The sequence below is a fragment of the Kocuria oceani genome, from assembly GCF_029524215.1.
Classification (GTDB): Bacteria; Actinomycetota; Actinomycetes; order Actinomycetales; family Micrococcaceae; genus Kocuria; species Kocuria oceani.
In genome coordinates this window covers 31,998-54,969 of the sequence record NZ_JARAMH010000009.1, presented here as the reverse complement: position 1 = coordinate 54,969, position 22,972 = coordinate 31,998, and the positions used below count along the sequence as shown (strand labels likewise).

General features: G+C 73.1%; 17 protein-coding genes. 8 read left to right on the top strand and 9 right to left on the bottom strand.

The window, feature by feature from the left end:
- From PU704_RS11535 to purU, 4 genes are all read left to right on the top strand, one after another.
- The gene (locus PU704_RS11535; protein WP_277551464.1) at window positions 1–3,339 is read left to right on the top strand and encodes a DEAD/DEAH box helicase; all 3,339 of its coding nucleotides are present in this window, start codon (window positions 1–3) and stop codon (window positions 3,337–3,339) included.
- 175 nt (window positions 3,340–3,514) lie between these two features.
- A complete protein-coding gene (locus PU704_RS11530) occupies window positions 3,515–4,927 on the top strand; it encodes a TY-Chap domain-containing protein (protein ID WP_277551463.1) in 1,413 nt (470 codons plus the stop codon).
- Between the two features lie 247 nt (window positions 4,928–5,174).
- The gene (locus PU704_RS11525) at window positions 5,175–6,320 is read left to right on the top strand and encodes a VIT1/CCC1 transporter family protein (protein WP_277551462.1); all 1,146 of its coding nucleotides are present in this window, start codon (window positions 5,175–5,177) and stop codon (window positions 6,318–6,320) included.
- Window positions 6,321–6,969: 649 nt separating this feature from the next.
- Complete coding sequence (gene purU / locus PU704_RS11520) at window positions 6,970–7,842, top strand: formyltetrahydrofolate deformylase (RefSeq protein WP_277551461.1); 873 nt, start codon at window positions 6,970–6,972, stop codon at window positions 7,840–7,842.
- A gap of 97 nt (window positions 7,843–7,939) precedes the next feature.
- Here the strand turns inward: purU and PU704_RS11515 are convergent, their stop codons facing one another.
- Window positions 7,940–8,983 (bottom strand): Gfo/Idh/MocA family oxidoreductase, encoded by a 1,044-nt coding sequence (locus PU704_RS11515; protein WP_277551460.1) that lies wholly within the window; start codon window positions 8,981–8,983, stop codon window positions 7,940–7,942.
- Window positions 8,984–9,214: 231 nt separating this feature from the next.
- Here PU704_RS11515 and PU704_RS11510 point away from each other — a divergent pair, with 231 nt between their 5' ends.
- The 3 genes from PU704_RS11510 to PU704_RS11500 all read left to right on the top strand — a co-directional run bounded on the left by PU704_RS11510 (window position 9,215) and on the right by PU704_RS11500 (window position 12,505).
- The gene (locus PU704_RS11510) at window positions 9,215–9,955 is read left to right on the top strand and encodes a GntR family transcriptional regulator (protein ID WP_047804973.1); all 741 of its coding nucleotides are present in this window, start codon (window positions 9,215–9,217) and stop codon (window positions 9,953–9,955) included.
- A gap of 157 nt (window positions 9,956–10,112) precedes the next feature.
- Window positions 10,113–11,030 carry a 5-deoxy-glucuronate isomerase gene (iolB, locus tag PU704_RS11505; RefSeq protein ID WP_277551459.1) on the top strand — a complete coding sequence of 306 codons (918 nt, stop codon included), beginning with the start codon at window positions 10,113–10,115 and terminating at the stop codon, window positions 11,028–11,030.
- A 92-nt stretch (window positions 11,031–11,122) separates the two neighbouring features.
- A complete protein-coding gene (locus PU704_RS11500; RefSeq protein ID WP_277551458.1) occupies window positions 11,123–12,505 on the top strand; it encodes an MFS transporter in 1,383 nt (460 codons plus the stop codon).
- A gap of 175 nt (window positions 12,506–12,680) precedes the next feature.
- Here PU704_RS11500 and PU704_RS11495 read toward each other — a convergent pair whose 3' ends face one another.
- The 7 genes from PU704_RS11495 to PU704_RS11465 all read right to left on the bottom strand — a co-directional run bounded on the left by PU704_RS11495 (window position 12,681) and on the right by PU704_RS11465 (window position 21,108).
- Window positions 12,681–13,718, bottom strand: a complete 1,038-nt coding sequence (locus tag PU704_RS11495; RefSeq protein ID WP_277551457.1) for a Gfo/Idh/MocA family protein — start codon at window positions 13,716–13,718, stop codon at window positions 12,681–12,683.
- A 97-nt stretch (window positions 13,719–13,815) separates the two neighbouring features.
- Window positions 13,816–15,342: a CoA-acylating methylmalonate-semialdehyde dehydrogenase gene (locus PU704_RS11490; protein WP_277551456.1), complete on the bottom strand. Its 1,527-nt coding sequence runs from the start codon at window positions 15,340–15,342 to the stop codon at window positions 13,816–13,818.
- A gap of 11 nt (window positions 15,343–15,353) precedes the next feature.
- A complete protein-coding gene (iolD, locus tag PU704_RS11485; RefSeq protein ID WP_277551455.1) occupies window positions 15,354–17,309 on the bottom strand; it encodes a 3D-(3,5/4)-trihydroxycyclohexane-1,2-dione acylhydrolase (decyclizing) in 1,956 nt (651 codons plus the stop codon).
- Complete coding sequence (locus tag PU704_RS11480; RefSeq protein WP_277551454.1) at window positions 17,306–18,244, bottom strand: Cgl0159 family (beta/alpha)8-fold protein; 939 nt, start codon at window positions 18,242–18,244, stop codon at window positions 17,306–17,308. Before PU704_RS11480 ends, iolD begins: the two co-directional genes overlap by 4 nt.
- Entirely contained in the window at window positions 18,241–19,227 is a 987-nt protein-coding gene (gene iolC / locus PU704_RS11475) for a 5-dehydro-2-deoxygluconokinase (RefSeq protein ID WP_075872276.1), read from the bottom strand. The genes PU704_RS11480 and iolC overlap by 4 nt, the downstream gene beginning before the upstream one ends.
- Window positions 19,224–20,114: a sugar phosphate isomerase/epimerase family protein gene (locus PU704_RS11470; protein ID WP_075872277.1), complete on the bottom strand. Its 891-nt coding sequence runs from the start codon at window positions 20,112–20,114 to the stop codon at window positions 19,224–19,226. The genes iolC and PU704_RS11470 overlap by 4 nt, the downstream gene beginning before the upstream one ends.
- Window positions 20,115–20,148: 34 nt before the next feature.
- A complete protein-coding gene (locus tag PU704_RS11465; protein WP_277551453.1) occupies window positions 20,149–21,108 on the bottom strand; it encodes a sugar phosphate isomerase/epimerase family protein in 960 nt (319 codons plus the stop codon).
- A 440-nt stretch (window positions 21,109–21,548) separates the two neighbouring features.
- Here PU704_RS11465 and PU704_RS11460 point away from each other — a divergent pair, with 440 nt between their 5' ends.
- Window positions 21,549–21,941, top strand: a complete 393-nt coding sequence (locus PU704_RS11460) for a tautomerase family protein (protein ID WP_047804504.1) — start codon at window positions 21,549–21,551, stop codon at window positions 21,939–21,941.
- 93 nt (window positions 21,942–22,034) lie between these two features.
- Here the strand turns inward: PU704_RS11460 and sucD are convergent, their stop codons facing one another.
- A complete protein-coding gene (gene sucD, locus PU704_RS11455) occupies window positions 22,035–22,952 on the bottom strand; it encodes a succinate--CoA ligase subunit alpha (RefSeq protein WP_047804503.1) in 918 nt (305 codons plus the stop codon).
- Window positions 22,953–22,972 lie beyond the last annotated feature (20 nt).

Sequence of the window (22,972 nt, the reverse complement as noted above, 5' to 3'; positions counted from 1 at the left end):
ATGCAACCCCTCCCCGGTCCCCTCGTGGACGCCCGGCGGCTCGTGGCCGCCTCCGGGCCCGCGGTCTTCCAGCGCGGCCAGGAGTACTTCCGCGCCGGGCGCGTCCGGACGGTGCGGTGGTCCCCGGGGGCCCAGGAGGCGGGCAGCCTCTCCGCCGAGGTGGAGGGCTCGGGCTCCGTGTACAGCGTCACCGTGCGCGTCGGCACCGGCGGCGCGCCGGGGCCGGCGTGGTGCAGCTGCCCCGCCGGGGGGTTCTGCAAGCACGCCGTGGCCACGGTGCTGCGTCACAACTTCGAGACCGCCGTGCGCGCCCACCGGCCCGGCGGCAGCGCGGCCCCCGTCTCCCCCGGGGCCACGGCCGGGGCGAGCACGACCGCCGGGCCGGAGGAGCCGCCGGACTGGAAGGACGCCCTGGCCGAGATCCTCGGCGGCGCGGGGCCGGTCGCCCCGGACCCGGAGGACCCGTCCGGGGTGGCGCTGGAGTTCGACCTGCGCCGCGAGCCCTACCGCTACGTGCACGGCACGGGCCGGGCCGGCTCCCCGTGGCACCTCTACGTGCGGCCGGTCCGCCGGGGCCGCCGGGGCCAGTGGATCAAGGGCGGGCTGGACTGGGAGACCGTCGGCGGGGAGTTCGGCGCCGGGCCGCTGAGCCCCGGCCAGGCGGACTGGTTCGACGAGCTCCGGGCGCTGAGCGCCACCCGCACCCCCTACGCGGTGCACGACCGGCACTGGATCCGCCTGGACTCCTACGCCTCGCCGCTGCTGTGGGGCATCCTCGCCCGGGCCGAGGACGCCGGGATCACCCTGGTCGGCCGGGAGCACGGGCTGCCGGTGACGGTGGAGGAACCGGGACGCTTCCACGTGGACGTCGTCCGCGGCCCCGGGAAGGACCTCGAGCTGCGGCCCACCGTGGACAGCGGCGGGCGCCGGATCGCGCTGGACACCGCCCGGATCATCGGCGATCCCGGGCACGGGCTGTTCGCCCCGGACGGGGACCCCCGGGACGTCGCGGACACCGAGGACCTCAACCTCTTCCCGCTGCGCCTCGTGCCGCTGGCCACCCGGCTCACCCGGGAGCAGCGACGGTTCCTGGACACCGCGGGCGGTCTGACGATCCCCCAGGACGAGGTGGAGGAGTTCTTCGACCGCTACTTCCCCCGCCTGCACCGCAGCATGGACGTGGACAACGGGGACGGGTCGATCGAGCTGCCGCAGGTCGCTGACCCCGAGCTGGTGTTCACCCTGGAGCACCAGGAGCTGACCATCCGCGCCCGGTGGGAGTGGGAGTACCAGAAGGGCCGGGACCGGGTCCGGCTGCCCTTCCGCCCGGTGGACCCCCTCGCCGACGAGCCGGTGCACCGCGAGTCCTCCTGGGAGACCGCCGTCACCGCCGCGGTCCGGCACCGCGCCCCGGGCGTGGACCTCCGCCGCTCGAGCTACGTGGCGGGGGACGCCCTGGTGCTCGTGCGGCAGTGGCTGCCCGCCCTGGAGAAGATCCCGGACCTGCGGATCGAGCACACCGGAGGGCGCCCGGCCTATCAGCAGATCACCGACCCGCCCACCATCACCGTCAGCACCGCCCCCACGGAGCGCCGCGACTGGTTCGACCTCGGGGTCACGGTGAAGGTGGGCGAGTTCTACATCTCCTTCGCCGACGTCTTCCGCACCCTGGACCTCGGGCAGGACGTGATGCTGACCCCGGACGGGTCGTGGTTCTCCCTGGACCGGCCCGAGTTCGACCGGCTGCGCGAGCTCATCGCCGAGGCCCGTTCCCTGCAGGAGACCCCCGAGGGCCCGCTGCGGATCCACCGCCACCAGGCCGGGCTGTGGGAGGAGTTCGAGGACCTCGCGGCCGAGACGGACCAGGCCGAGGCCTGGCGGGCGTCGGTGCGCTCCCTGCTGGAGCTCGAGACGGTGGAGGCGCCGGCCGTGCCCGCGTCCCTGCACGCCGAGCTGCGCCCGTACCAGCGCGACGGCTACGCCTGGCTGAGCGTGCTGTGGGACCACGGTCTCGGCGGGATCCTCGCCGACGACATGGGCCTGGGCAAGACGGTCCAGGCGATCGCCCTGATCTGCCGCGCCGTCGAGCGCGACCCGGACCTCCCGCCCTTCCTCGTGGTGGCGCCCACCTCCGTGGTGCCCAACTGGGTGGCCGAGATCCGCCGCTTCGCCCCGTCCCTCACCGCCGTGGGCGTGACCGACACCCAGGCCAAGGCCGGCACCGCGCTCGCGGACACGGTGGCCGGCGCCCAGGTGGTCGTGACCTCGTACACGCTGCTGCGCCTGGACGAGCACGCCTACCGGGGGGTCGCCTGGGCGGGGGTGCTGCTCGACGAGGCACAGTTCGTGAAGAACCCCCGGACCAAGGCGCACCGGGCGGTCCGGGACCTCGGGGCCCCGTTCACGCTCGCGATCACGGGCACCCCGCTGGAGAACAGCCTCGTGGAGCTGTGGGCGCTGCTGTCCCTGACGGCGCCGGGCCTGTTCCCGTCGCGGCGGAAGTTCACCGAGACGTACCAGCGCCCCATCGAGCGCGGGGAGGACGCCGCGGCGCTGGCCCGCCTGCGCCGGCGCGTGAAGCCGCTCATGCTCCGGCGCACCAAGGAGTCCGTGGACCTGGAACTGCCGCCCAAACTGGAGCAGACCATCCAGGTGGAGCTCTCCCCCGCGCACCGCCGGCTCTACGACACCCGTCTGCAGCGGGAGCGGCAGAAGGTCCTGGGGCTGCTGCGGGACCTGGACCGGAACCGGTTCACGATCTTCCAGTCCCTGACCACGCTGCGTCTGCTCAGCCTCGACGCCTCCCTCGTGGACCCCGAGGCGGAGGTCTCCTCGAGCAAGCTCGACCTGCTCTTCGAGCACCTGCCGGAGATCGTGGCCGAGGGCCACCGCCCGCTGGTGTTCAGCCAGTTCACGAGCTTCCTCAAGAAGGCCGCGGCCCGCCTGGACGAGCTGAGGATCCCCTACGCCTACCTGGACGGCTCGACGACCGACCGGGCGCGGGCGCTCGAGCGCTTCACCTCCGGGGAGGCGCCCGTGTTCCTGGTGAGCCTCAAGGCGGGCGGCTTCGGGCTGAACCTCACCCAGGCCGACTACTGCTTCCTGCTCGACCCGTGGTGGAACCCCGCCACGGAGGAGCAGGCCGTGGACCGCACCCACCGCATCGGCCAGCAGAAGAAGGTCATGGTCTACCGGCTCGTCGCCCGGGACACCATCGAGGAGAAGGTCATGGCGCTCAAGGAGCGCAAGGCCCGGCTGTTCACGGCCGTGCTGGACGACGACCGGATGTTCTCGAGCGCGCTCACGGCCGAGGACATCCGCGGGCTGATCACCCCCTGACCTGCAGTTTTACCGCCGGGGGCGCCGGCGTCATCCGCCGGTCACAATCCCCTGGGACAGGCGGGCGCCACCCCCCACCGACTAGGATCGGCAGTGGGCCCCCCGTTCCCCGTGGGCACCCCAACCCGGTCTTCCCGACCGGGCACCCGACGACCGACCGACCGGAGGACCCTCCATGCCCCACGCCGTGGCGGGCCTCGCAGCCTTCGTGCAGCGCTATGGCTCCCTGATCCGTGCCATGGCCGACCGCGGCATGACGCGCGGGCAGGTGCGGATGCGCTTCCAGCTGCTGTTCCCGGAGGAGTCCACCGTCCTGCTGGATGCGGCGATCGCCGAGCTGGGCCAGCGCTTCGCGCAGGAGGCCACTGCCCCCGAGGTCACCGACGGCGCCGTGGGCGCCGGTGTCTGGCTCGTCATGGCCCAGCACCTGGGGGTCGGCCCCGCCCGCGACTACGCCGCCCTGCACCTGAGCGCCGACGTGGTGCGCGACGTCACCGCGCTGCTCGCCGGCGCGGACCCGGACGGCACCCTCACGCAGCAGACCCTGGCGCTCATCGGCGCGGCCCAGCAGCACTGCGCCGAGCAGACCGCCTGCCGGCCGCTCAGCGCGCACGCCTACGAGCTCGCCCGGCTGAGCCTGTGCACGGACGCGAACTTCCTGTGCGGCATCGCCCACTACTGGCCCGTTCCCGAGCGCGTGGTCGCCCAGCGCCTGGGCGGCGGGCACTGGGACGCGGCCCTGGAGCGGGTCGGCCTGCGGGCCGGCACCGAGCCCGCCCACGAGCACGTGTTCACGGAGGAGGAGTACGCCGCGGCGGTGACGGCCTTCCTCAGCCACTGCCGCAGCACCGGCCACCATCCCACCACGGCTCGGTACGGCCGCTGGGTGGTCGAGCAGGAGGCCTCCAGCACGCGCCGGCCGTACTTCGACGGCGTCCGGCGGTTCTTCGGCTCCTGGGAGGAGGCCATGCGCTTCGCCTCGACCCGCCAGCCGGCCGGGGAGCCGGTCGGCGAGGGCTTCTCCGACACGCGGACCTGGTCGGACCTGGCCACCCCCGAGGCCCAGGAGATGCTGGGCCGGGCGGGGATCGGCGTGGTCGGCCCCGGCACGGCCGCCGAGGTCGTCGGCGAGGACGTGTGGGAGGACCTGCGGCGGCTCATCGCAACCGTGCTCGCCCGGCTGTCCTGGAACGACTTCCTCGTGGTCGAGTACGAGCGCGACGACGACCGCTCGGAGGCCCCGGTCGCGTGGGCCGGGGTGGGACCCCACGGCGTGGAGTGCTCCGTGGTCTCCGGCGGCCAGCTGACCCACGCGGCCTGGCCCGTGGACGCCACGTTCTTCCACGAGGACGAGTGGCACGAGCCCTCGGCGTGGAACCAGCCCTGGACGATTGGCCCGCTGGGCTTCCCGGAAGCGGCGCAGAAGCTGGTCGAGGGACTGCGCTTCGGCTGGGGCTGCTCCGACCCCTACCGGTTCCACTGGGGGGTGGGCTCCTTCCCCGCCGAGACGCGGGAGGACAGCTCCGTGATCGCCCCCGAGGGCCACCGGTGGCGGGCCCCGGACGCCGCGGACAGCATCGACTCCTGATGTGCCGGGGCCCGCGCCCCTTCGGTGCACCGAAACCGGGGGCCGTGACGGCCGGTCTACACTCGTCGGGAAGCGAAGGGGAGTAGTTCCCGGGTGCGCGCACCCGTCGGTCTGTCGCCATCCCGGTCTCGACGTGGAGTCCCGGCAGCCCACCCGCGCCGTCGGGCGAACGAGACCTTCCGGACCATCCCCGTCCCCGGTCGGGCCCCGCGCGCCGTGCGCCGCGACGGGCCCGAGGAAGGCCCTCATGAGCCCCGAACAGACAGCCCCCTCCCCCGCTCCCGGGGAACGCCCGCCCCGTCCGGGTCCGCCGGAGCGCGGCCAGATCCGGCGCTGGCGCAAGTACCTCGCGGAGGAACGGGCCGAGGCCCGCATCTACCGTCTGCTGGCCGCCCGCAGCACCGGCCGGGAGGCGGAGATCCTGCACCGGGTCGCGGAGGCCGAGCAGCGCCACGCCGAGCACTGGGTGCGGCTGCTCGGCCCGCACGCCGCCACCGACGCCCGCCCGTCCCTGTACTCCCGGCTGCTGATCTTCCTCGCCGCGCACTTCGGCTCCGTCTTCGTCCTGGCCCTGCTGCAGCGCGCCGAGAGCCGCTCGCCCTACGACGGGGAGCAGGACGCGTCCGACGCCATGGCCGCCGACGAGGCGGTGCACGAGGAGATCGTCCGGGCGCTGGCCACCGAGGGCCGGCACAAGCTCTCCGGCAACTTCCGGGCGGCAGTCTTCGGCGCCAACGACGGACTCGTCTCCAACCTCGCGCTGGTCATGGGCGTGGGCGCCACCGGCACGGCCCCCACGATGGTGCTCTTCGCGGGGATCGCCGGCCTGCTCGCGGGGGCGCTGTCCATGGGGGCCGGGGAGTACGTCTCCGTGCGCTCCCAGCGGGAGCTGCTCGACGCCTCCCAGCCGACCCAGGTCACCCTGCACGTCGCCCCGAACCTGGACCTGGACGCCAACGAGCTGGTGCTCGTCTACCGTGCCCGGGGGATGAGCGAGGAGGCCGCCGAGCACCGGGCGGCGGAGCGCCTGGGCTTCTACGAGTGCGACTGCGACCCGTCCCGCTCCTTCCAGGCCCCCGCCGAGGACCAGCCCGAGCAGCGGGCGCACGTGGCGCTGGGCACCGACCTGGGCGCCGCGGCGTCCAGCTTCTGCTTCTTCGCCTCGGGGGCCGTCATCCCGATCCTGCCCTACCTCCTGGGCCTCACCGGGTTTCCCGCCATGGCCGTCGCCCTCGCGCTGGTCGGCCTCGCCCTGCTGGTGACCGGAGGGCTGGTCGGCCTGCTCTCCGGGGCCTCCCCCTGGAAGCGGGGTCTCCGCCAGCTGGCCATCGGCTACGGGGCCGCCCTGGCCACCTATGTCCTGGGCCTGCTCTTCAACACGACCGTGGCCTGAGACCGGGCTCGGGACGGGGCCGGGGACGCCGCGCCCCGCCCGGAGGGCCACCCAGGCCTGTCCCCACTTGAGCGGACAGCGCGGCGCGAGTGCCCGGCTGCCTGCACCGGCCCCCGCGCACAGAGATGCTGGTCGGACGCGAATTCTCGCGGGAACGCCCGGCCGGGGACGCGGGCAGCAGGCCCGGAGCCGCCCGGCGGCAGAGCCTCGGCGCGGCTTCCTGACAATTTCCTGGGGACAGCGGGTGCCGACACGGCTCTGGGTCGGATAAAGTTGCGATCGTGGTGAGAACCACAGCAATGGGGGAAATTGCGCGGGCACGACCGATTCGGACGCACTGGGGGGTGCACCGTCTGCGGCGCCCGCGCTCTGAAAGCCGCTCAGCCCACGGCTCTCCTCTGTTGAGGCGTGCAACGCCTGCCGATGGCCGCGGGTCCTCCGAAGCGAGGCGCATCTCTCCCCGCGCCGGGCGGACTCCTACCGCCCGTTCCCGCGGCCATCGGTCTACACCGCGCCGGCCCGGCACCGAGCCCGTGGCGCCGCTCCCGCCGTCCCTACCCTCTGCCCGCGCGGGCTAGGATCGTAGGGCCGCACCGGCCGATGCCGTGCCGTGCGACCCACCACCCGCCCAGCGCCGAGGAGTTCCGCCATGCCCGACCAGGTCCCGGGGACCGTCGAACACGTCCTGACCGTCCACTGCCCCGAGGCCCACGGGCTCGTCAGCGCCATCACGTCGAACCTGACGGAGCAGGGCTGCGACATCTTCGACGTCAAGCACTTCTCCGACCGCTTCACCGACGAGTTCTTCATCCGCTGCCACACGGTCAGCGAGGTCGGGACGGCCACCGTGGAGTCCCTGACGGAGGGCTTCGCCCCGGTGGCCGAGCAGCACGACATGCGGTTCCGGCTGGTCTCCGCGCAGCGCAGGACGCGGGTGCTCGTGCTGGTCTCCCGGTTCTCCCACTGCCTCACCGACCTGCTGCACCGCACCCGGATCGGCGAGCTGCCCATCGAGATCGTGGCCGTGGTCTCCAACCACCTCGACCACAAGAGCCTCGTCGAGTGGCACGACGTCCCGTTCCACCACGTGCCCGTCACCCCCGAGACGAAGCCGCAGGCGGAGGCGAAGCTGCTCGGGCTGGTCGAGCACTACGACGTCGAGCTGGTGGTGCTCGCCCGCTACATGCAGGTCCTCTCGGACGAGCTGACCCGCGAGCTGTCGGGCCGCTGCATCAACATCCACCACTCGTTCCTGCCCTCGTTCAAGGGCGCCAAGCCCTATCACCAGGCCTACGCGCGCGGCGTGAAGATGGTGGGCGCCACGGCCCACTACGTGACCTCGGACCTGGACGAGGGCCCGATCATCGCCCAGCGCGTCATCGCCGTGGACCACGCCCACACGCCCGCGGACCTGGTGGCGGTCGGCCGCGACGCCGAGATGCAGGCCCTCTCACGGGCCGTGAGGTGGCACGCCGAGGGACGCGTGGTGCTCTCCGGCAACCGCACCATCGTCCTGGTCTGACCGCGCGGACGGCGCTGCGGCCGGTGGGGTGCCGGTCCGGCCACCGGTCCGGCCGCGGCACCTGCCGCGGCCGGGCCGGCGCGGCGGCCGGACGGTGCTACCCCGCGCTGCGCACCGGGTCGGCGGCCACCCGCACCGGGACGCCGGTGCGCAGCGACTCCTGCGCGGCATCGGCCACCCGTGCGGCGGCCACGGCGTCCTCCGGAGGGCACGGGTTGGCCCGGCGGCCCAGGACCAGCTCCACGAAGGCGACCATCTCCGCCCGGTAGGCCGCGGCGAAGCGCTCCGCGAAGGTCCGGTGCGGGGTACCGGCCGGGAAGGTCACGCCCGGTTCGGCCGAGCGCACCGCGGTCCGGTCGTCCAGGCCCACGGCCAGCGAGGCTCGGGAACCCTGGATCTCCAGGCGCACGTCGTGGCCCGCACCGTTGTAGCGGCCGGCCGAGACCGTGCCCACGGTGCCGTCGTCGAAGGTCACCACGGCGAGCGCCGTGTCCACGTCCCCGACGGACCCGATGGCGGGATCGCCGTTGTTGGAGCCCCTCGCGTAGACCTCCACGATCTCGTGGCCGGTCAGCCAGCGCAGGATGTCGAAGTCGTGCACGGAGCAGTCGCGGAACAGCCCGCCCGACGCGGCGAGGAACTCCACCGGGGGCGGGGTCATGTCGCAGGTGACGGCGCGCAGGGAGTGGATCCAGCCGAGCTCGCCGGCGGCGAGGGCCTCCCGGGCCCGCAGATAGCCCGCGTCGAAGCGGCGCTGGTGGCCGATCTGCACGGTCCCGCCGGCCGCCCGGACGTGCTCCAGCACGGGCAGCGAGTCCGCCACGTCCAGGGCCACCGGCTTCTCGCAGAACACCGGCACGCCCGCGTCCACGCCCGCCCGGATCAGCCCCGGGTGGGTCGCCGTCCCGGTGGCCACGACCAGCCCGTCCACCCCGGACCCCAGCATCTCCGACACGGAGGGCACGAACCGGGCCCCCAGCCGCTCGGCGACCGACCGGGCGTGCGCCGCGGCGACGTCGGTCAGCACCAGCCGGACGTCGACCCCCCGCGGGTTCAGCTCCTCCTCGAGGGAGGCCAGGTTCTCGGCGTGCATCACGCCGATCCGGCCGACGCCGACGAGGCCGAGGGTGATCTGCTCCATGGTGCTCCTTCGTGCAGGACTGAGGGCTGACGCCCGGGTCCGGTATCGGGCGGTGGATCGGGCGGAGGGGGCCGCCGGCCGGGCCGGGCGGCGCGGACCGCGCTCCGCCCCCCAGACTGGGTGACCCTGGTCACGGATGTCAATAAAATGTATGGACATATTCACATCACCCCGTGGACAATGGGCAGCAGCGCCATCCGTCCCCGCCCGGCCCACCCCTGGAGGCACACCATGTCCGGCCCACTCCGTCTCACGGTCGACAAGTCCTCCCCCGTACCGCTCTACCACCAGGTGGCGCAGGGCCTCGAGGACGCGATCCGCAGCGGAGAGCTGCCGCCCGGGACGAAGCTCGACAACGAGATCGACCTGGCGAACAGCCTCAACCTCTCCCGCCCCACCATGCGCAAGGCGATGGACCAGCTCGTGCGCGCCGGGCTGCTGGTGCGCAAGCGCGGGGTGGGCACGCAGGTGGTGGGCACCCAGGTGCGCCGTTCCCTGGAGCTGACGAGCCTGCACGAGGATCTCCGGCGCAGCGGCAGCGCGCCCAGCACCGACGTGCTGGACTTCGCCGTGGTGCCCGCCGACGATGAGGTGGCCCTGCTGCTGGGGCTGCAGCCCGGGGACGAGGTCTACCACCTCGTGCGGCTGCGCTGCACGGACGGGGAACCGCTCGCGCTCATGGAGAACTGGATCCCGCGCGCGCTGTGCGAGCTCAGCCGGGACCGGCTGGCCGAGGAGGGGCTCTACTCCCTCATGCGCGGCCAGGGCGTCAACTTCCAGCTGGCCCACCAGCGGGTGGGTGCCGTCTCGGCCGACGCGTTCCAGGCGGAGCAGCTGCGCGTCGACCCCGGTGCCGCGCTGGTCAGCATGCACCGCACCGCCATGGACGACCTCGGCCGCCCCGTGGAGACCGGCCGGCACGTGTACCGGGCGGACAAGTACACCTTCGAGCTGACCCTCGTCCAGCGCTAGGTATCGTCCGGGCACCGCCGGCCCCGGATCCCGCCGCCCCGGGCGGCAGCTCCTCCACGGGCCCGGCCCCGCCCGCGTCTCCCCGCACACCGCCCGGCCCCCGGGCCCCGACATCCGACCAGCACCACCCGACGACACCGGAAGGCACATCGACCGCATGCACACCGACAGCTCCCGCCCCGAATGGGTCCACCCCAAGGACTCCGCCGCCCAGGACGGCTGGTTCGTCTCCCTCGGCGGCCACGACTCCGCCACCCAGGTCCCCGGCTGGGCCCACACGGGCCTGCGCGTGGCCGATCTCGGCCCGGGCGACCGGATCACCCTGGACGCCGCCGAGGAGGAGCGCATCGTGGTGCCCCTGACCGGCAGCTTCACCGCCGAGACCGGTGGTGAGACGTACGACCTCGCCGGGCGCCCGTCCGTCTTCGCCGGCCCCACCGACGTCCTCTACACCGGGGTCCGCCGGGACCTGACCGTGTCCACCGCGACCGGCGGCCGGGTGGCCGTGGCCTCCGCCCCGGCGCGCGAGGAGTACCCGACCCGGCTGGTCGCCCGTGCGGAGATCCCGGTGGAGCTGCGCGGGGCGGGCCAGTGCTCCCGGCAGGTGCACAACTTCGGCACGCCCGCGGCGCTGGAGGCCGACCGGTTCATCGTCTGCGAGGTGCTCACCCCGGCGGGCAACTGGTCCTCCTATCCCCCGCACAAGCACGACGAGGAGAAGGACGGGGAGACGGCCCTCGAGGAGATCTACTACTTCGAGACGCAGCTCGCCGCCGGCATGCCCGCCCCGGAGGAGGGCGGTCCCGATCCCATGGGCTACCAGCGGGTCTACGCCTCCGACGACCGGCCCATCGACGTGGCGGCGGAGGTGCGCTCGGGCGACGTCGTCCTGGTGCCCTACGGCTGGCACGGCCCGGCCATGGCGACCCCCGGCTACGACATGTACTACCTCAATGTCATGGCCGGTCCCGGCCGGGTGCGGGAGTGGCTGATCAGCGACGACCCGCACCACGGCTGGATCCGCCGGACCTGGGACGAGGCGGCGATCGACCCGCGCCTCCCCTTCGGGCGCTGAGCACGTCCGCGCCGCCGCCGGGCGAGCGGCCCCGGACGGGCCCGGCGGACCCGGAGCCCGCCCGGCCGTGGAGCCGCCGGCTCGCGCTGCTCGTGGCGGCGGTGCTGTTCATGGAACACCTCGACGGCACGATCCTCGTGACGGCGGCTCCGCGCATCGCGGCCGATCTCGGCGTGGGCAGCGCCGAGGTCGGCCTCGCGATGACCGTCTACCTCGTCACGGTGGCCACCTTCATCCCCGTGGGCGGGTGGCTGGCCGGCCGCTTCGGGGCCCGGCGGGTGTTCTGCACGTCCATCGTCGTCTTCACCCTGGCCTCCGTGCTGTGCGCGGCCAGCGGCAGCCTGCCGGCCCTCGTGGCCGGACGGGCCCTGCAGGGCCTCGGAGGGGCCCTCATGGTCCCCGTCGGACAGCTCGTGGTGCTGCGGGCCACGGACCGGCGGGACCTGCTGCGGGCAATCGCCTGGATCACGTGGCCGGCGCTGCTCGCCCCCGTGCTGGCACCGCTCCTTGGCGGGCTGCTGACCTCCTGGGCGAGCTGGCACTGGATCTTCCTGGTCAACGTCCCGGTGGGGGCGGCCGCCCTGCTGGCGGCCCTGTGGCTCGTCCGGGACGTGGAGACCGAGCGGCGGCCCCTGGACGCACCCGGCCTGCTGGGCGCCACGGTCACCGTGTTCGGACTGGTGGCCGGGCTGCAGCTCGTCGCGGACCCGCGGTGGGCCCCGGCCGGGGCCGGGCTGCTGTGCGCGGCCGCGCTCAGCGGTGCCGCGGCCGTCCGGTGGCTGCTGCGCAGCGCGCACCCCCTGCTGGACCTGCGGGTCTACCGGATCGCCGGCTACCGGGCGGCGAACTCGGGCGGGCTGGTCTACCGTGCGGTCGTCAGCTCGGTCCCGTTCCTGCTCCCGCTGCTGTTCCAGGACGGCTTCGGCCGCTCGCCCGTGGAGTCGGGGCTGCTGGTCACCGCGGTCTTCCTCGGCAACGTGGGCGTCAAGCCGGCCACCACGCCGCTGCTGCGCCGGTTCGGGTTCCGCGCCGTCCTCCTCGGCTCCGTGGCCGGTGGTGCCGCCTGCATCGCGGCGTTCCTGCTCCTCACGCCCGCGACGCCCCTGTGGCTCGTGACCGCCCTGCTGCTGCTCAGCGGGGCGCTGCGCTCGATCGGCTTCACCGCCTACAACTCCCTGCAGTTCGCCGACGTGGAGCCGGGCCGGCTCTCCTCGGCCAACACCCTGTCCGCCACCGGCGCGCAGCTGGCCACCGGTCTGGGGATCGCCGTGGGAGCGCTGGTCCTGCAGCTGGCCACGACCACGGCCCCGGCCGGGCCCGAGGCCGGCGACCTGTTCCCGTACCGGGTCGCCTTCGCCGCCATGGCGGCCCTGCTCCTGGTGCCCCTGCTCAGCGTGCTGCGGCTCCCGCCGGGGACCGCCGCGCACGTCGCCGGGCGGCTCCCCCGGGCGGCGGCGTCCCGGCGGGCGGGGTGAGGGTCCCGGGTCCGCGGCCCTGCCGTCCGCACTCGCATGAGCGGCAGGCACCATGTCCTGCCCGGGCGGGCGACGGGGTGCCCCGGGTGCACCGGGTAGTCCCGCCGAGGACCGGCGTCGGGGCGCAGTGGAGCCGTGGCTCCGCCGCGCCCCGACGCCGGCCCGTCGTGGCCCCTCAGGCGCGGGCCGGCATCTGGGCCGCGCCGTAGAGCTCCGGCTTCGGCTGGAGCTGCACGGTGACGATCTCCCCGCTGGCCTGCGCGCGGACGCCGGCCTCGCAGCACGCCGCCGTGGCGTAGCCGTCCCAGGCCGAGGGCCCGCCGATCCCCCCGCGGGCGGCCGCGTCGACCCAGGCCTGGATCTCGCGGTCGTAGGCCTCGACGAAGCGCTCCTCGAAACCGGGGGTCACGGACCCGCCCCAGGTGCCGGCGGTGCGGACGTAGGGCTCCTGGTCGCCGCCGATGCCGACGATGCCCGTCTCGAAGGACGCCTGGGTGGCGACCTGGTAGCCGAACTGGGCGTTGACGTAGACCTCCACCTGCGCCAGGATCCCGGACTCGGTCTCCAGGAGCACGAGCTGGGGGTCCCGCTGGCCCGCCGGCGCGTTGCGGGTGGAGCGTCCGATCCGGACCTGCACGGAGGTGATCTCCTCGCCGGTGAAGAACCGCACGGCGTCGAACTCGTGGACCACAGAGTCGTTGATGATCATCTCGTTGGTGAACCCGGCCGGGGTGGTGGGGTTGCGGTGCTGGTGGTGCAGGGTCAGCAGCTCGCCGTAGGTCTTCTCCTCGATCATCCGGCGCAGGCTCAGGTAGCCGGCGTCGAAGCGGCGCATGAAGCCGACCTGGACCAGCCGGCGGCCCGCGGCGACCTCCGCCTGGACCACGCGCCAGGAGGAATCGGCGTCGGGGGTGAGCGGCTTCTCGCACAGGATGGGCAGGCCGTGCTCGATGACGGGCAGCAGCACCTGCTCGTGCAGGAAGCCGGGGGTCGCGATCAGGACGGCGTCCGCGGCGTCCCGGTCGAGGACCTCCTGCAGGTCCGTGTGGGCCGCGGCGCCGGGGATGTGGGCCACGGCGGCCTCGGCGCGGGGCCGGTCGATGTCGACGACGGCGGCGACCTCGGCGCCGTTGATCCGTCGGTGGAGGCGCTCGATGTGGTCGGCGCCCATGCGTCCTGCGCCGACGACGGCGACGCGCAGCGGGGTGTTCATGGTCGGTCTCCTTCATCTGCCCCGGTGGGGCACGGGTGGTTCGGGACCGCGCCCCCGCCGGTGGGGCACCGGCGGGGGCGCGGGGGCGGGGTGCGGGTCAGTGGTCCCCGGAGGACGGGAACGCGAAGGACGCCCCGGAGGCGTGGTGCGGCTCGGGCCAGCGCTCGGTGACGGCCTTGCCGCGGGTGTAGAAGCGCACGCCGTCGGGACCGTAGATGTGGTGGTCGCCGAACAGGGAGGCCTTCCAGCCGCCGAAGGAGTGCCAGGCCACGGGCACCGGGATCGGGACGTTGACCCCGATCATGCCCACGGTCACCCGTCGCTTGAACTGGCGGGCGTAGGCCCCGGACGAGGTGAAGATCGCGGTGCCGTTGCCGTAGGGGTTGGCGTTGATGATCTCGATGCCCTCCTCGAGGCTGTCCACGCGCAGGACGACCAGCACGGGGCCGAAGATCTCCTCCTCGTAGGCCTCCATGTCCTGGCGGACCCTGTCGAGGACGGTCGGGCCGACGAAGAAGCCGTTCTCGTGGTCCTGCACGATGAGCTCGCGGCCGTCCACGACCACGGCCGCGCCGGCCTCCTCGGCGGCGGTGACGATCCGGACCACGCGGTCGCGGGAGGCCGGGGTGATGACCGGGCCCATGTCGGAGGAGGCGTCCATGCCGTTGCCCACGGTGATGTCCTTCGCCCGCTCGGCGAGCTTGTCCACGAGCAGGTCCGCGGCCTCGCCCACGGCCACCGCGACCGAGACGGCCATGCAGCGCTCACCGGCGGATCCGAAGGCCGCCGCCGTGAGGTTGTCGGCCGCGGAGTCCATGTCGGCGTCGGGCAGGACGATGGCGTGGTTCTTCGCCCCGCCCAGGGCCTGCACCCGCTTGCCGTGCTTGGTGGCGGTCTCGTGCACGTACTTCGCGATCGGGGTGGAGCCGACGAAGGAGATGCCGTCGACGTCGGGGTGGGTCAGCAGCCCGTCCACGGCCTCCTTGCCGCCGTGCAGCACCTGGAAGACGCCGTCCGGCAGCCCGGCCCGCTGCCACAGCTCGGCGATCAGCAGGGACGGGGACGGGTCCCGCTCGGAGGGCTTGAGGATGAACGCGTTGCCCGTGGCGATGGCCACCGGGGCCATCCACAGCGGCACCATGACGGGGAAGTTGAACGGGGTGATGCCGGCGACCACGCCCAGGGGCTGGCGGAAGGAGTAGACGTCGATGCCGGTGGAGAACTGGTCGGAGAACTCCCCCTTGAGCTGCTCGGCGATCCCGCAGGCGAACTCGACGACCTCGAGGCCGCGGCCCACCTCGCCCTTGGCGTCGGAGAGGACCTTGCCGTGCTCGGCGGTGATCAGCGCGGCCAGCTCGTCGGTGTGGGCCGCCACCAGCTCACGGAACTTGAACAGCACCGCGGTGCGCTTGGCCAGGGACACGTCGCCCCACGTGTCGGCGGCCTTCCGGGCCGCGGCCACCGTGGCCTGGAGGTCCTCGTCCGTGGTCAGGTGCAGGATGCCGGACACCTCACCGGTGGCGGGGTTGTAGATCTCCTGGGTGCGGTCCCCGGTGCCGGCGGTGCGCTCCCCGTTGATGAAGTGCTCGACGTGCTTGATCTGCTGCTGGGTCTGCTGCGTCATGGGTTCCTCCTTCAGTTCCCGAGCAGCGGACGCTGCCGGGCCTTGTGCTGCTGGTAGACCTCGTAGGCCTCGTTCGTGGAGTCCAGGGTGGCGGTGCCCGTGACGGGCACGTCCCACCAGGACTCGGAGCTGGGCGCGTCGATCAGCGGGTCCGACTCCACGTGCACGAGCACGGGGCCGGAGCCCTCGGGCACGGCCTTCGCCTGCGCCACGGCTTCCTTCAGCCGGTCGATGACACCCTCGCCGGACTCGACGCGCAGCACGCGCACACCGAGGGACTCCGCATTGGTGGCGAGGTCGATCGGCAGCGTGGAGCCGTCGTCGAAGCTGTGCCGCTCCCCGTCGAGGTAGCGGTACTTCGTGCCGAAGCGCTGGGACCCCAGCTGCTCGGACAGCGCGCCGATCGAGGCGTAGCCGTGGTTCTGGATCAGCACGACCACGAGCTTGAATCCCTCGGCCACGGCCGTGACGAGCTCGGTGTGCATCATCAGGTACGAGCCGTCGCCGACCATGACGACGACGTCGCGGGCGTCCTCCGGGGCGCCGGCCTGCTCGGCCTCGGCGACCGCGGCCCGCTTCACGCCGAGTCCGCCGGCGATCTCGTAGCCCATGCACGAGAACGCGTACTCCACGTGGTAGCCGTACGGGTCCTTGACCCGCCACATCTTGTGCAGGTCCCCGGGCAGCGAGCCGGCGGCGCACACGACGACGTCGCGGTCGTCCATGGCCTCGTTGACGGCCCCGATGATCTCGTTCTGGCTGGGCAGCGGCAGGTGCCGCTCGCCGAAGGCGGCGTCCACGGTGGTGTCCCAGCGCTGCTTCTCGGCCTCGACGGTCGCCGCCAGGTCCCCGCCGACCCGGTACCCGCCGAGCGCCTTGGTCAGCTCGACGAGGGTCTTGCGGGCGTCGGCGACGATCGGGACGGAGCTGCCCTGCTTGTAGGCGTCGAACGCCGCGACGTTGACGTTGACGAAGCGCACGTCCGGGTGCTGGAAGGCGGTGCGGGAGGCCGTGGTGAAGTCCTCGTAGCGGGTACCGATGCCGATCACGAGGTCGGCATCGGCGACCACCGCGTTGGAGGCGGTGGAGCCGGTCGAGCCCACGGCGCCCAGGCACAGCGGGTGGTCCCAGTCCATGACCCCCACGCCGGCCTGGGTGTAGGCGACGGGGATGCCGGTGGCCTCGGCGAACTCCCGCAGCGCCTCGGTGGCGAAGGCGTAGTGCACGCCGCCGCCGGCGATGACGACCGGCCGCTCGGCGGCGCGGATCGCCGCGACGGCCGCGCGGACGTCCTCCTCCTCCGGGGCGGGGCGACGGATCCGCCACTCGCGCGGGGCGAGGAACTCCTCGGGCACCTCGAGAGCCTCCGCCTGCACGTCCTGCGGCAGCGCGATCGTCACCGCCCCGGTCTCGGCCGGATCCGTGAGCACGCGCATGCCGGACAGCAGCGCCGAGAAGAGCTGCTCGGGCCGCACCACGCGGTCGAAGAAGCGGGAGACCGGGCGGAACACGTCGTTGACCGTGATGTCGCCCGCGTCGGGGCGCTCCAGCTGCTGCAGCACCGGGTCCGGGGTGCGGGTGGCGAACTGGTCCGAGGGGAACAGCAGCGCCGGCAGCCGGTTGGTGGTGGCCAGCGCGGCGCCCGTGACCATGTTCGTGGCCCCGGGGCCGATCGAGGTGGACACCGCGAAGGTGGCCCGGCGGCGGGTGTGCCGGGCGTAGCCGACGGCCTGGTGCACCTGGGCCTGCTCGTTGCGGCCCTGGTAGTAGGGCATGACCGTGGGGTCCTCGGCCTGGAACTGCTTGAGCGCCTGGCCCACGCCGGCCACGTTGCCGTGCCCGAAGATGCCGAACATGCCCTGGATCGTGCGCTGCCGGTGCTCCTCGGCGCCGATCCGGTCCACGGTCCACTGGTTGGCCAGGAACGCGACGAGCGCCTGGGACACGGAGAGGGTGCGGGTGCTCATCGGGCGGCTCCTTCCTCGACGGGGTGGCCCTTCAGCAGGGAGGCGGCGGTGGCGACGGCCCCGGCGACGTCGCCGTCCTCCGGGTACAGCAGGGTGCGCCCGACGGTGAGGCCCTGGACGCCGGGCAGCGCCAGCGCGGCCTCCCAGGTCGCGAAGACCTCGTCCGGCCGGCCGCTCGGGTCCCCGCCCAGCAGGACGGTGGGCAGCGTGGTGGCCGCCATGACCCGCTCCATCTCCTCCACCACGGGCAGCTTCATCCACGTGTGCGACGACGTGCCGCCGAGTCCCTGGGCGATGGCCACGGACTGGATCACGGCGTCGGCGGAGAGGTCGTTGACGATCCCGGTGCCGGTGGCCCGGGAGATGAACGGCTCGACCATGGCGATCAGCCCCAGCGCCGCGAGGGAGTCCACCGCCCGGGCGGTGTTCTCCAGCACCGAGGTGGTGTGCGGGTCCTCGAAGCAGATGCGGGTGAGCATCTTCCCGCCGTCGGCGCCGATCTTGTCCAGCGCCTCCGCGGTGTGCCCGGTGAAGCGGTCGTCGATCTCGTTGACCAGACCGGGCAGGCCTCCGCGGTTCATGGAGCCGAAGACCAGCTTGCCGTCGAGCGCCCCGAGCAGCAGCAGGTCGTCGAGCACGTCCGGGGAGGCGAGGACGCCGTCCACCTGGGGGTTGGCCAGGGCGATCTGCAGCCGGTCGAGCAGGCTGCGCCGGTCGGCCATGGCGTCGTGCTCCCCGCGCACCCTGAGGGCGCCGCGGGCGGCGTGGTCGGCGGCGACCACGAAGTTCTGCCGCCCGTGCACGGGGCCGGGGTGGCGGCGCCGGGAGTCGGCGGCGCGCTGGACGGCCCGGGGGTCCTCGAGCCGGATCCGGGACAGGTGCTCGTAGCGGCGCGGATCGGCCGTGTCGAGCTCGACGGGGGACGTGGTCGTCATCGGGTGGCTCCTTCGGGAACGGCGCGGCCGCGCTCGCGCAGCAGCTGGAATACCTCGTCGGGGGTGGGCATGGCGTCCGAGCAGGAGATCCTCGACGCGACGATGGCACCGGAGGCGTTGGCGTAGTCGAGCACCTGCTCGAGCGGCCAGCCCTGGTTGATGCCGTGGCAGAAGGCGCCGCCGAAGGAGTCCCCGGCGCCGAGGCCGTTGACGGTCTCGACCGGGACGGGCGCGGAGACCACGCGCTCGTCGCGGGTCTTGGCCATCACGCCCTCCGGGCCGAGCTTGACCACGGCGATGCGCACGCCGGCCGCGAGCAGCCGGTCGGCCTGCTCGTCGGGGGTCCCCTCCCCGACGGCCACCGCGCACTCCTTGTCGTTGCCGATGGCGATGCTCACGTGCTGCAGCAGCTCGTGCACCTGGGCCCGGGCCTCCTCCTCGGTGCTCCAGAACATCGGGCGGTAGTCGAGGTCCAGGATCGTGTGCTGGTCCGCGCGCAGCTGTTCCCGGGGGCGGGCCTCGTGCGCGGCGAGGTGGGCGGAGCGGGACGGCTCCTGGCACAGCCCGGTGACCGTGGACCACAGGATGCGCGCCTCGCGCACGGCCTCGGCGTCGATCTCCTCGGGGCGGATCTGCAGGTCCGGGGCCGTGGGGAACCGGCCGTAGAAGTACAGCGGGAAGTCCTCCGGCGGGCGGATCGCGCAGAACGTGGCGGGGGTCTGCAGCCCCGGCACGGCCGTGACGAACCGGTCGTCCACGCCGTAGCGGACGAGTTCGCGGTGCAGGTAGGTGCCGAACGGGTCGTCGCCGGTGCGGGTGATCACCGCGGCGGACTCGCCGTGGCGGGCCGCGGCCACGGCCACGTTGGACGGGGAGCCGCCGAGGTACTTGCGGAACGTGGTCACGTCCTCGAGGCCGACCCCGACGTCGTCGGGGTAGATGTCGACGCTGATGCGTCCCAGGGTCACGACGTCGTAGCTCACGCCTTCACCTCCACCTTCTGCGCCGCGGCGGCGCGCTCGCGCATCTGTTCCAGCTGGTACCGGGAGACCTCCACGGCGTTCTCGTTCTCGGCGAAGACCGAGGAGACCATCACGGTGTCCTCGCGGTCGAGGAAGCCGTTGGCCGCGAGCCCGCCGAAGAACTCGTCCCAGTCGACGTCGCCGTCCCCGATCTTCAGGTGCTGGTGCACCCGGGCCGGGGCGCCCGGCGGGTTGGTGATGTAGCGCAGCCCGTGCGAGCGGTGGTGGTCCATGGTGTCGGCGACGTGCACCACGCGCAGCCGGTCCCCTACGGCGGCCATGATCTCGAGCGGGGCGTCCTCCATGTGGAAGGTGTGCGGGGCCACGTAGGCGAAGCCGAGGTGCGGGGAGTTCACGCCGCGGATGACGCGCCACGCGGCGAGACCCTGCTCGACGAAGTCGTCGGGGTGCGGGTCGATCGCGATGTGCACGCCCTCCCGCTCGATCAGCGGGAGCAGCTCCTCCACGGAGCGGTAGAACGCCCGCTCGGACTCCTCGGCCAGCTCGGGCCGGCCCTGGAACTCGGTGTTCATCTGGGTCACGCCGAGGTCCACGGTCATCCGGATGGCGCGCTTCCAGTAGCGCACCGCGGCCTCCCGGGCGTCCGGGTCCGGGGAGGACCAGCGCAGCACCGGCAGCACCGAGGCGATCTGCACGCCGGCGTCGCGGCAGGCCCGGCGCAGGTCCGCCACGAGCTGGTCGTCGGCCTTGGGGTGGTTGAAGAAGGGCAGGAAGTCCGCGTGCGGGGTCAGCTGCAGGTACTCGTAGCCGAGCTCGGCCGCGAGCGCGGGGAACTCGAGCAGGGAGTGGGAGTGGTGGAACGGGGTGGGGTCGAGAGCGATCTTCATGGACGGTTCTCCAGGTCTGTGGTGCCGGGGCGGGTCAGCGGACGCTCGTGCGGGAGCCGCAGCCCAGCAGGTAGGAGCGGGTGCGGGTGGCGATGGGCAGCGGGACGTCGAAGGAGGAGACGGGGTACATGTCCTGCTCGACGATGCCGAAGATCGGCCGGTCGAGCTTCTCGACCTCCGCGATCACCGCGGCGAGGTCCGGCAGGCCGGCGGGGGGCTCCACCATGACGCCGGCGAGGTTGGCGGCGGCCCAGGTCATGTTCTCCCGGCGCACGCGCTCGAGGACCACGGGGTCGATCTGCTTCAGGTGCAGGTAGCCGATCCGGTCGGGGTACTTGCGGATCAGGTCCACCGAGGACGCCCCGCCGTACTCGGCGTGGCCGGTGTCCAGGCACAGGGTCACGAGCTCGGGATCGGTGCGCTGCAGGAACGTCTCGATGTCGGGCTGGCCGCAGACGTGGGAGTCCGCGTGGGAGTGGAACTGCTGCTGGAGGCCGAAGTCCTCGCGCAGCACCTTCCCGAGCCGGTCGTGGCCCTCGCACAGGGCGTTCCACTGCTCCGTGCTCAGGTGCTCGTTCTCGAGCGCGTCGCCCGTCACGTCGTCGCGCCACATGGCGGGGATGACCACGATGTGCTCGCCGCCCATGGCGGCCGTCAGCTCGGCGACCTTCCGGGCGGGCTCCCAGGCCTCCTGCCACTGGTCTGCCCCGCGGTGGAAGGCGGTGAAGACGGTGCCCGCCGAGACCTTGAGGTTCCGCTGGGCGAGCTCGTCGGCGAGCCGGGCGGGATCGGTGGGCAGGTAGCCGTAGGGCCCCAGCTCGATCCAGTAGTACCCCGCCTCGGCCACCTCGTCGAGGAACCGCTCCCAGGGGGTCTGCTGCGGGTCGTCGGGGAACCACACGCCCCACGAGTCCGGGGCCGTGCCGATGAGCACGGGGTTCTGCTGCTGTGCCGCCGCGCCGGCGGTCGCGGTGGTCGCGTTCTGCTGCGCCATGATGACCTGCTTCCTGGTTCTGGTACCTGGTCACCGCCACGGTCCGTCGTCCGGGCGACGGGGCGATCAGTGGTCGGGATCACAACCAGAATACCGACCCAGGTCAGTTTGTAAAGACATACCGTCTTATGCGTCCCGCACCCGCCGGGCACGGGAGGCCACCAGCACCTCCGAGCCCCGCAGTGGCGCGCCCGGAGCGGGACGGACGCCAGCCGGCACCGCCCGCCGGCAATTATGTAAATATGTCTTGACATAATGGGCGGCACGGGTGATCGTGGAGGAGCTCCGACCGCACGGAGCCGGATCCACGGCGTCCCGGGGCCGGGCCGACGCCGCCCCGAGCGGCGCCACGACCCGACCGCCGCTCCGCCCGGCCCAGGCCCGGCCTGGACCGCCCTGCCCGTGACCCCTTCCGCACCATTCGACCGAAAGGCCCCGCCGTGCCCCTCGTGCGCATCGACGTCACCGAGAACCGCCGTACCCCCGAGCAGCTCCGCGCCCTGGCGGACGTCGTCCAGGGCGTCATGCTCGACACCTTCGCCGCCCCGCCCCGGGACCGCTACCAGATCATCACCGAGCACCGGCCCGGACAGATCATCGCCGAGGACACGGGCCTGGGCCTGAGCCGCACCGACGACCTCGTCGTGGTCCAGGTCGTCCAGCAGGGCCGCAGCGAAGCCCAGAAGCAGGCCATGTACCGGGCCCTGGCCGACCGGCTCGAGCAGCGGACCGGCCTGGACCCGCAGGACCTGATCGTCTCCGTCACCGAGAACACCCGCGAGGACTGGTCCTTCGGCCGGGGCGTCGCCCAGTTCCTCACCGGAGAGCTCTGAGCCGCACGAGCCGGCACACGGGAAGGCCCCGTCCACGAAACACCGTGGACGGGGCCTTCCCGTGTGCCGGTCGACGGGCCGGGGCCCGCCGGGTCACTTGCCCTCGAAGATCTCCCGCATCAGCTGGGCGGTCTCGGACGGCGTCTTGCCGACCTTCACGCCGGCGGCCTCGAGCGCCTCCTTCTTGGCCTGGGCGGTGCCCGAGGAGCCCGAGACGATCGCGCCGGCGTGCCCCATGGTCTTGCCCTCGGGGGCCGTGAAGCCCGCGACGTAGCCCACGACCGGCTTCGTGACGTTGGCCTTGATGAAGTCCGCGGCACGCTCCTCGGCGTCGCCGCCGATCTCGCCGATCATCACGATGGCCTCGGTCTCGGGATCCGCCTCGAACGCCTCGAGGGCGTCGATGTGGGTGGTCCCGATGACCGGGTCGCCGCCGATGCCGATGGCGGTGGTGAACCCGATGTCCCGCAGCTCGTACATCATCTGGTAGGTCAGGGTCCCGGACTTGGAGACCAGGCCGATCTTGCCCTTGCCGGTGATGTTCGCCGGGGTGATCCCCACCAGCGACTCGCCCGGGGTGATGATGCCGGGGCAGTTCGGGCCGATGATCCGGGTGGTCTGCCGGCCGTCCGCGTCGGTCTTCGACTTCGCGTAGGCCCAGAACTCCGCGGAGTCCTGCACCGGGATGCCCTCGGTGATGACCACGACGAGCGGGACCTCGGCGTCGATGGCCTCGATCACGGCGTCCTTGGTGAAGGCCGGCGGCACGAAGACGATCGACACGTCCGCGCCGGTCTTCTCGACGGCCTCGGCGACGGTGCCGAAGACCGGCAGCTCGACGTCGTTGCCGTCCTGGTCCCGGTGGGCCACGGTGGTGCCGGCCTTGCGGGCGTTGACCCCGCCCATGACCTGGGTCCCCGCGGCGAGCATCCGGCCGGTGTGCTTGGTGCCCTCGCCGCCGGTGATGCCCTGAACGATGACCTTGGAGTCCTTGTTCAAAAAGATAGACATTGCTGTTCGTTCCTTAGAAG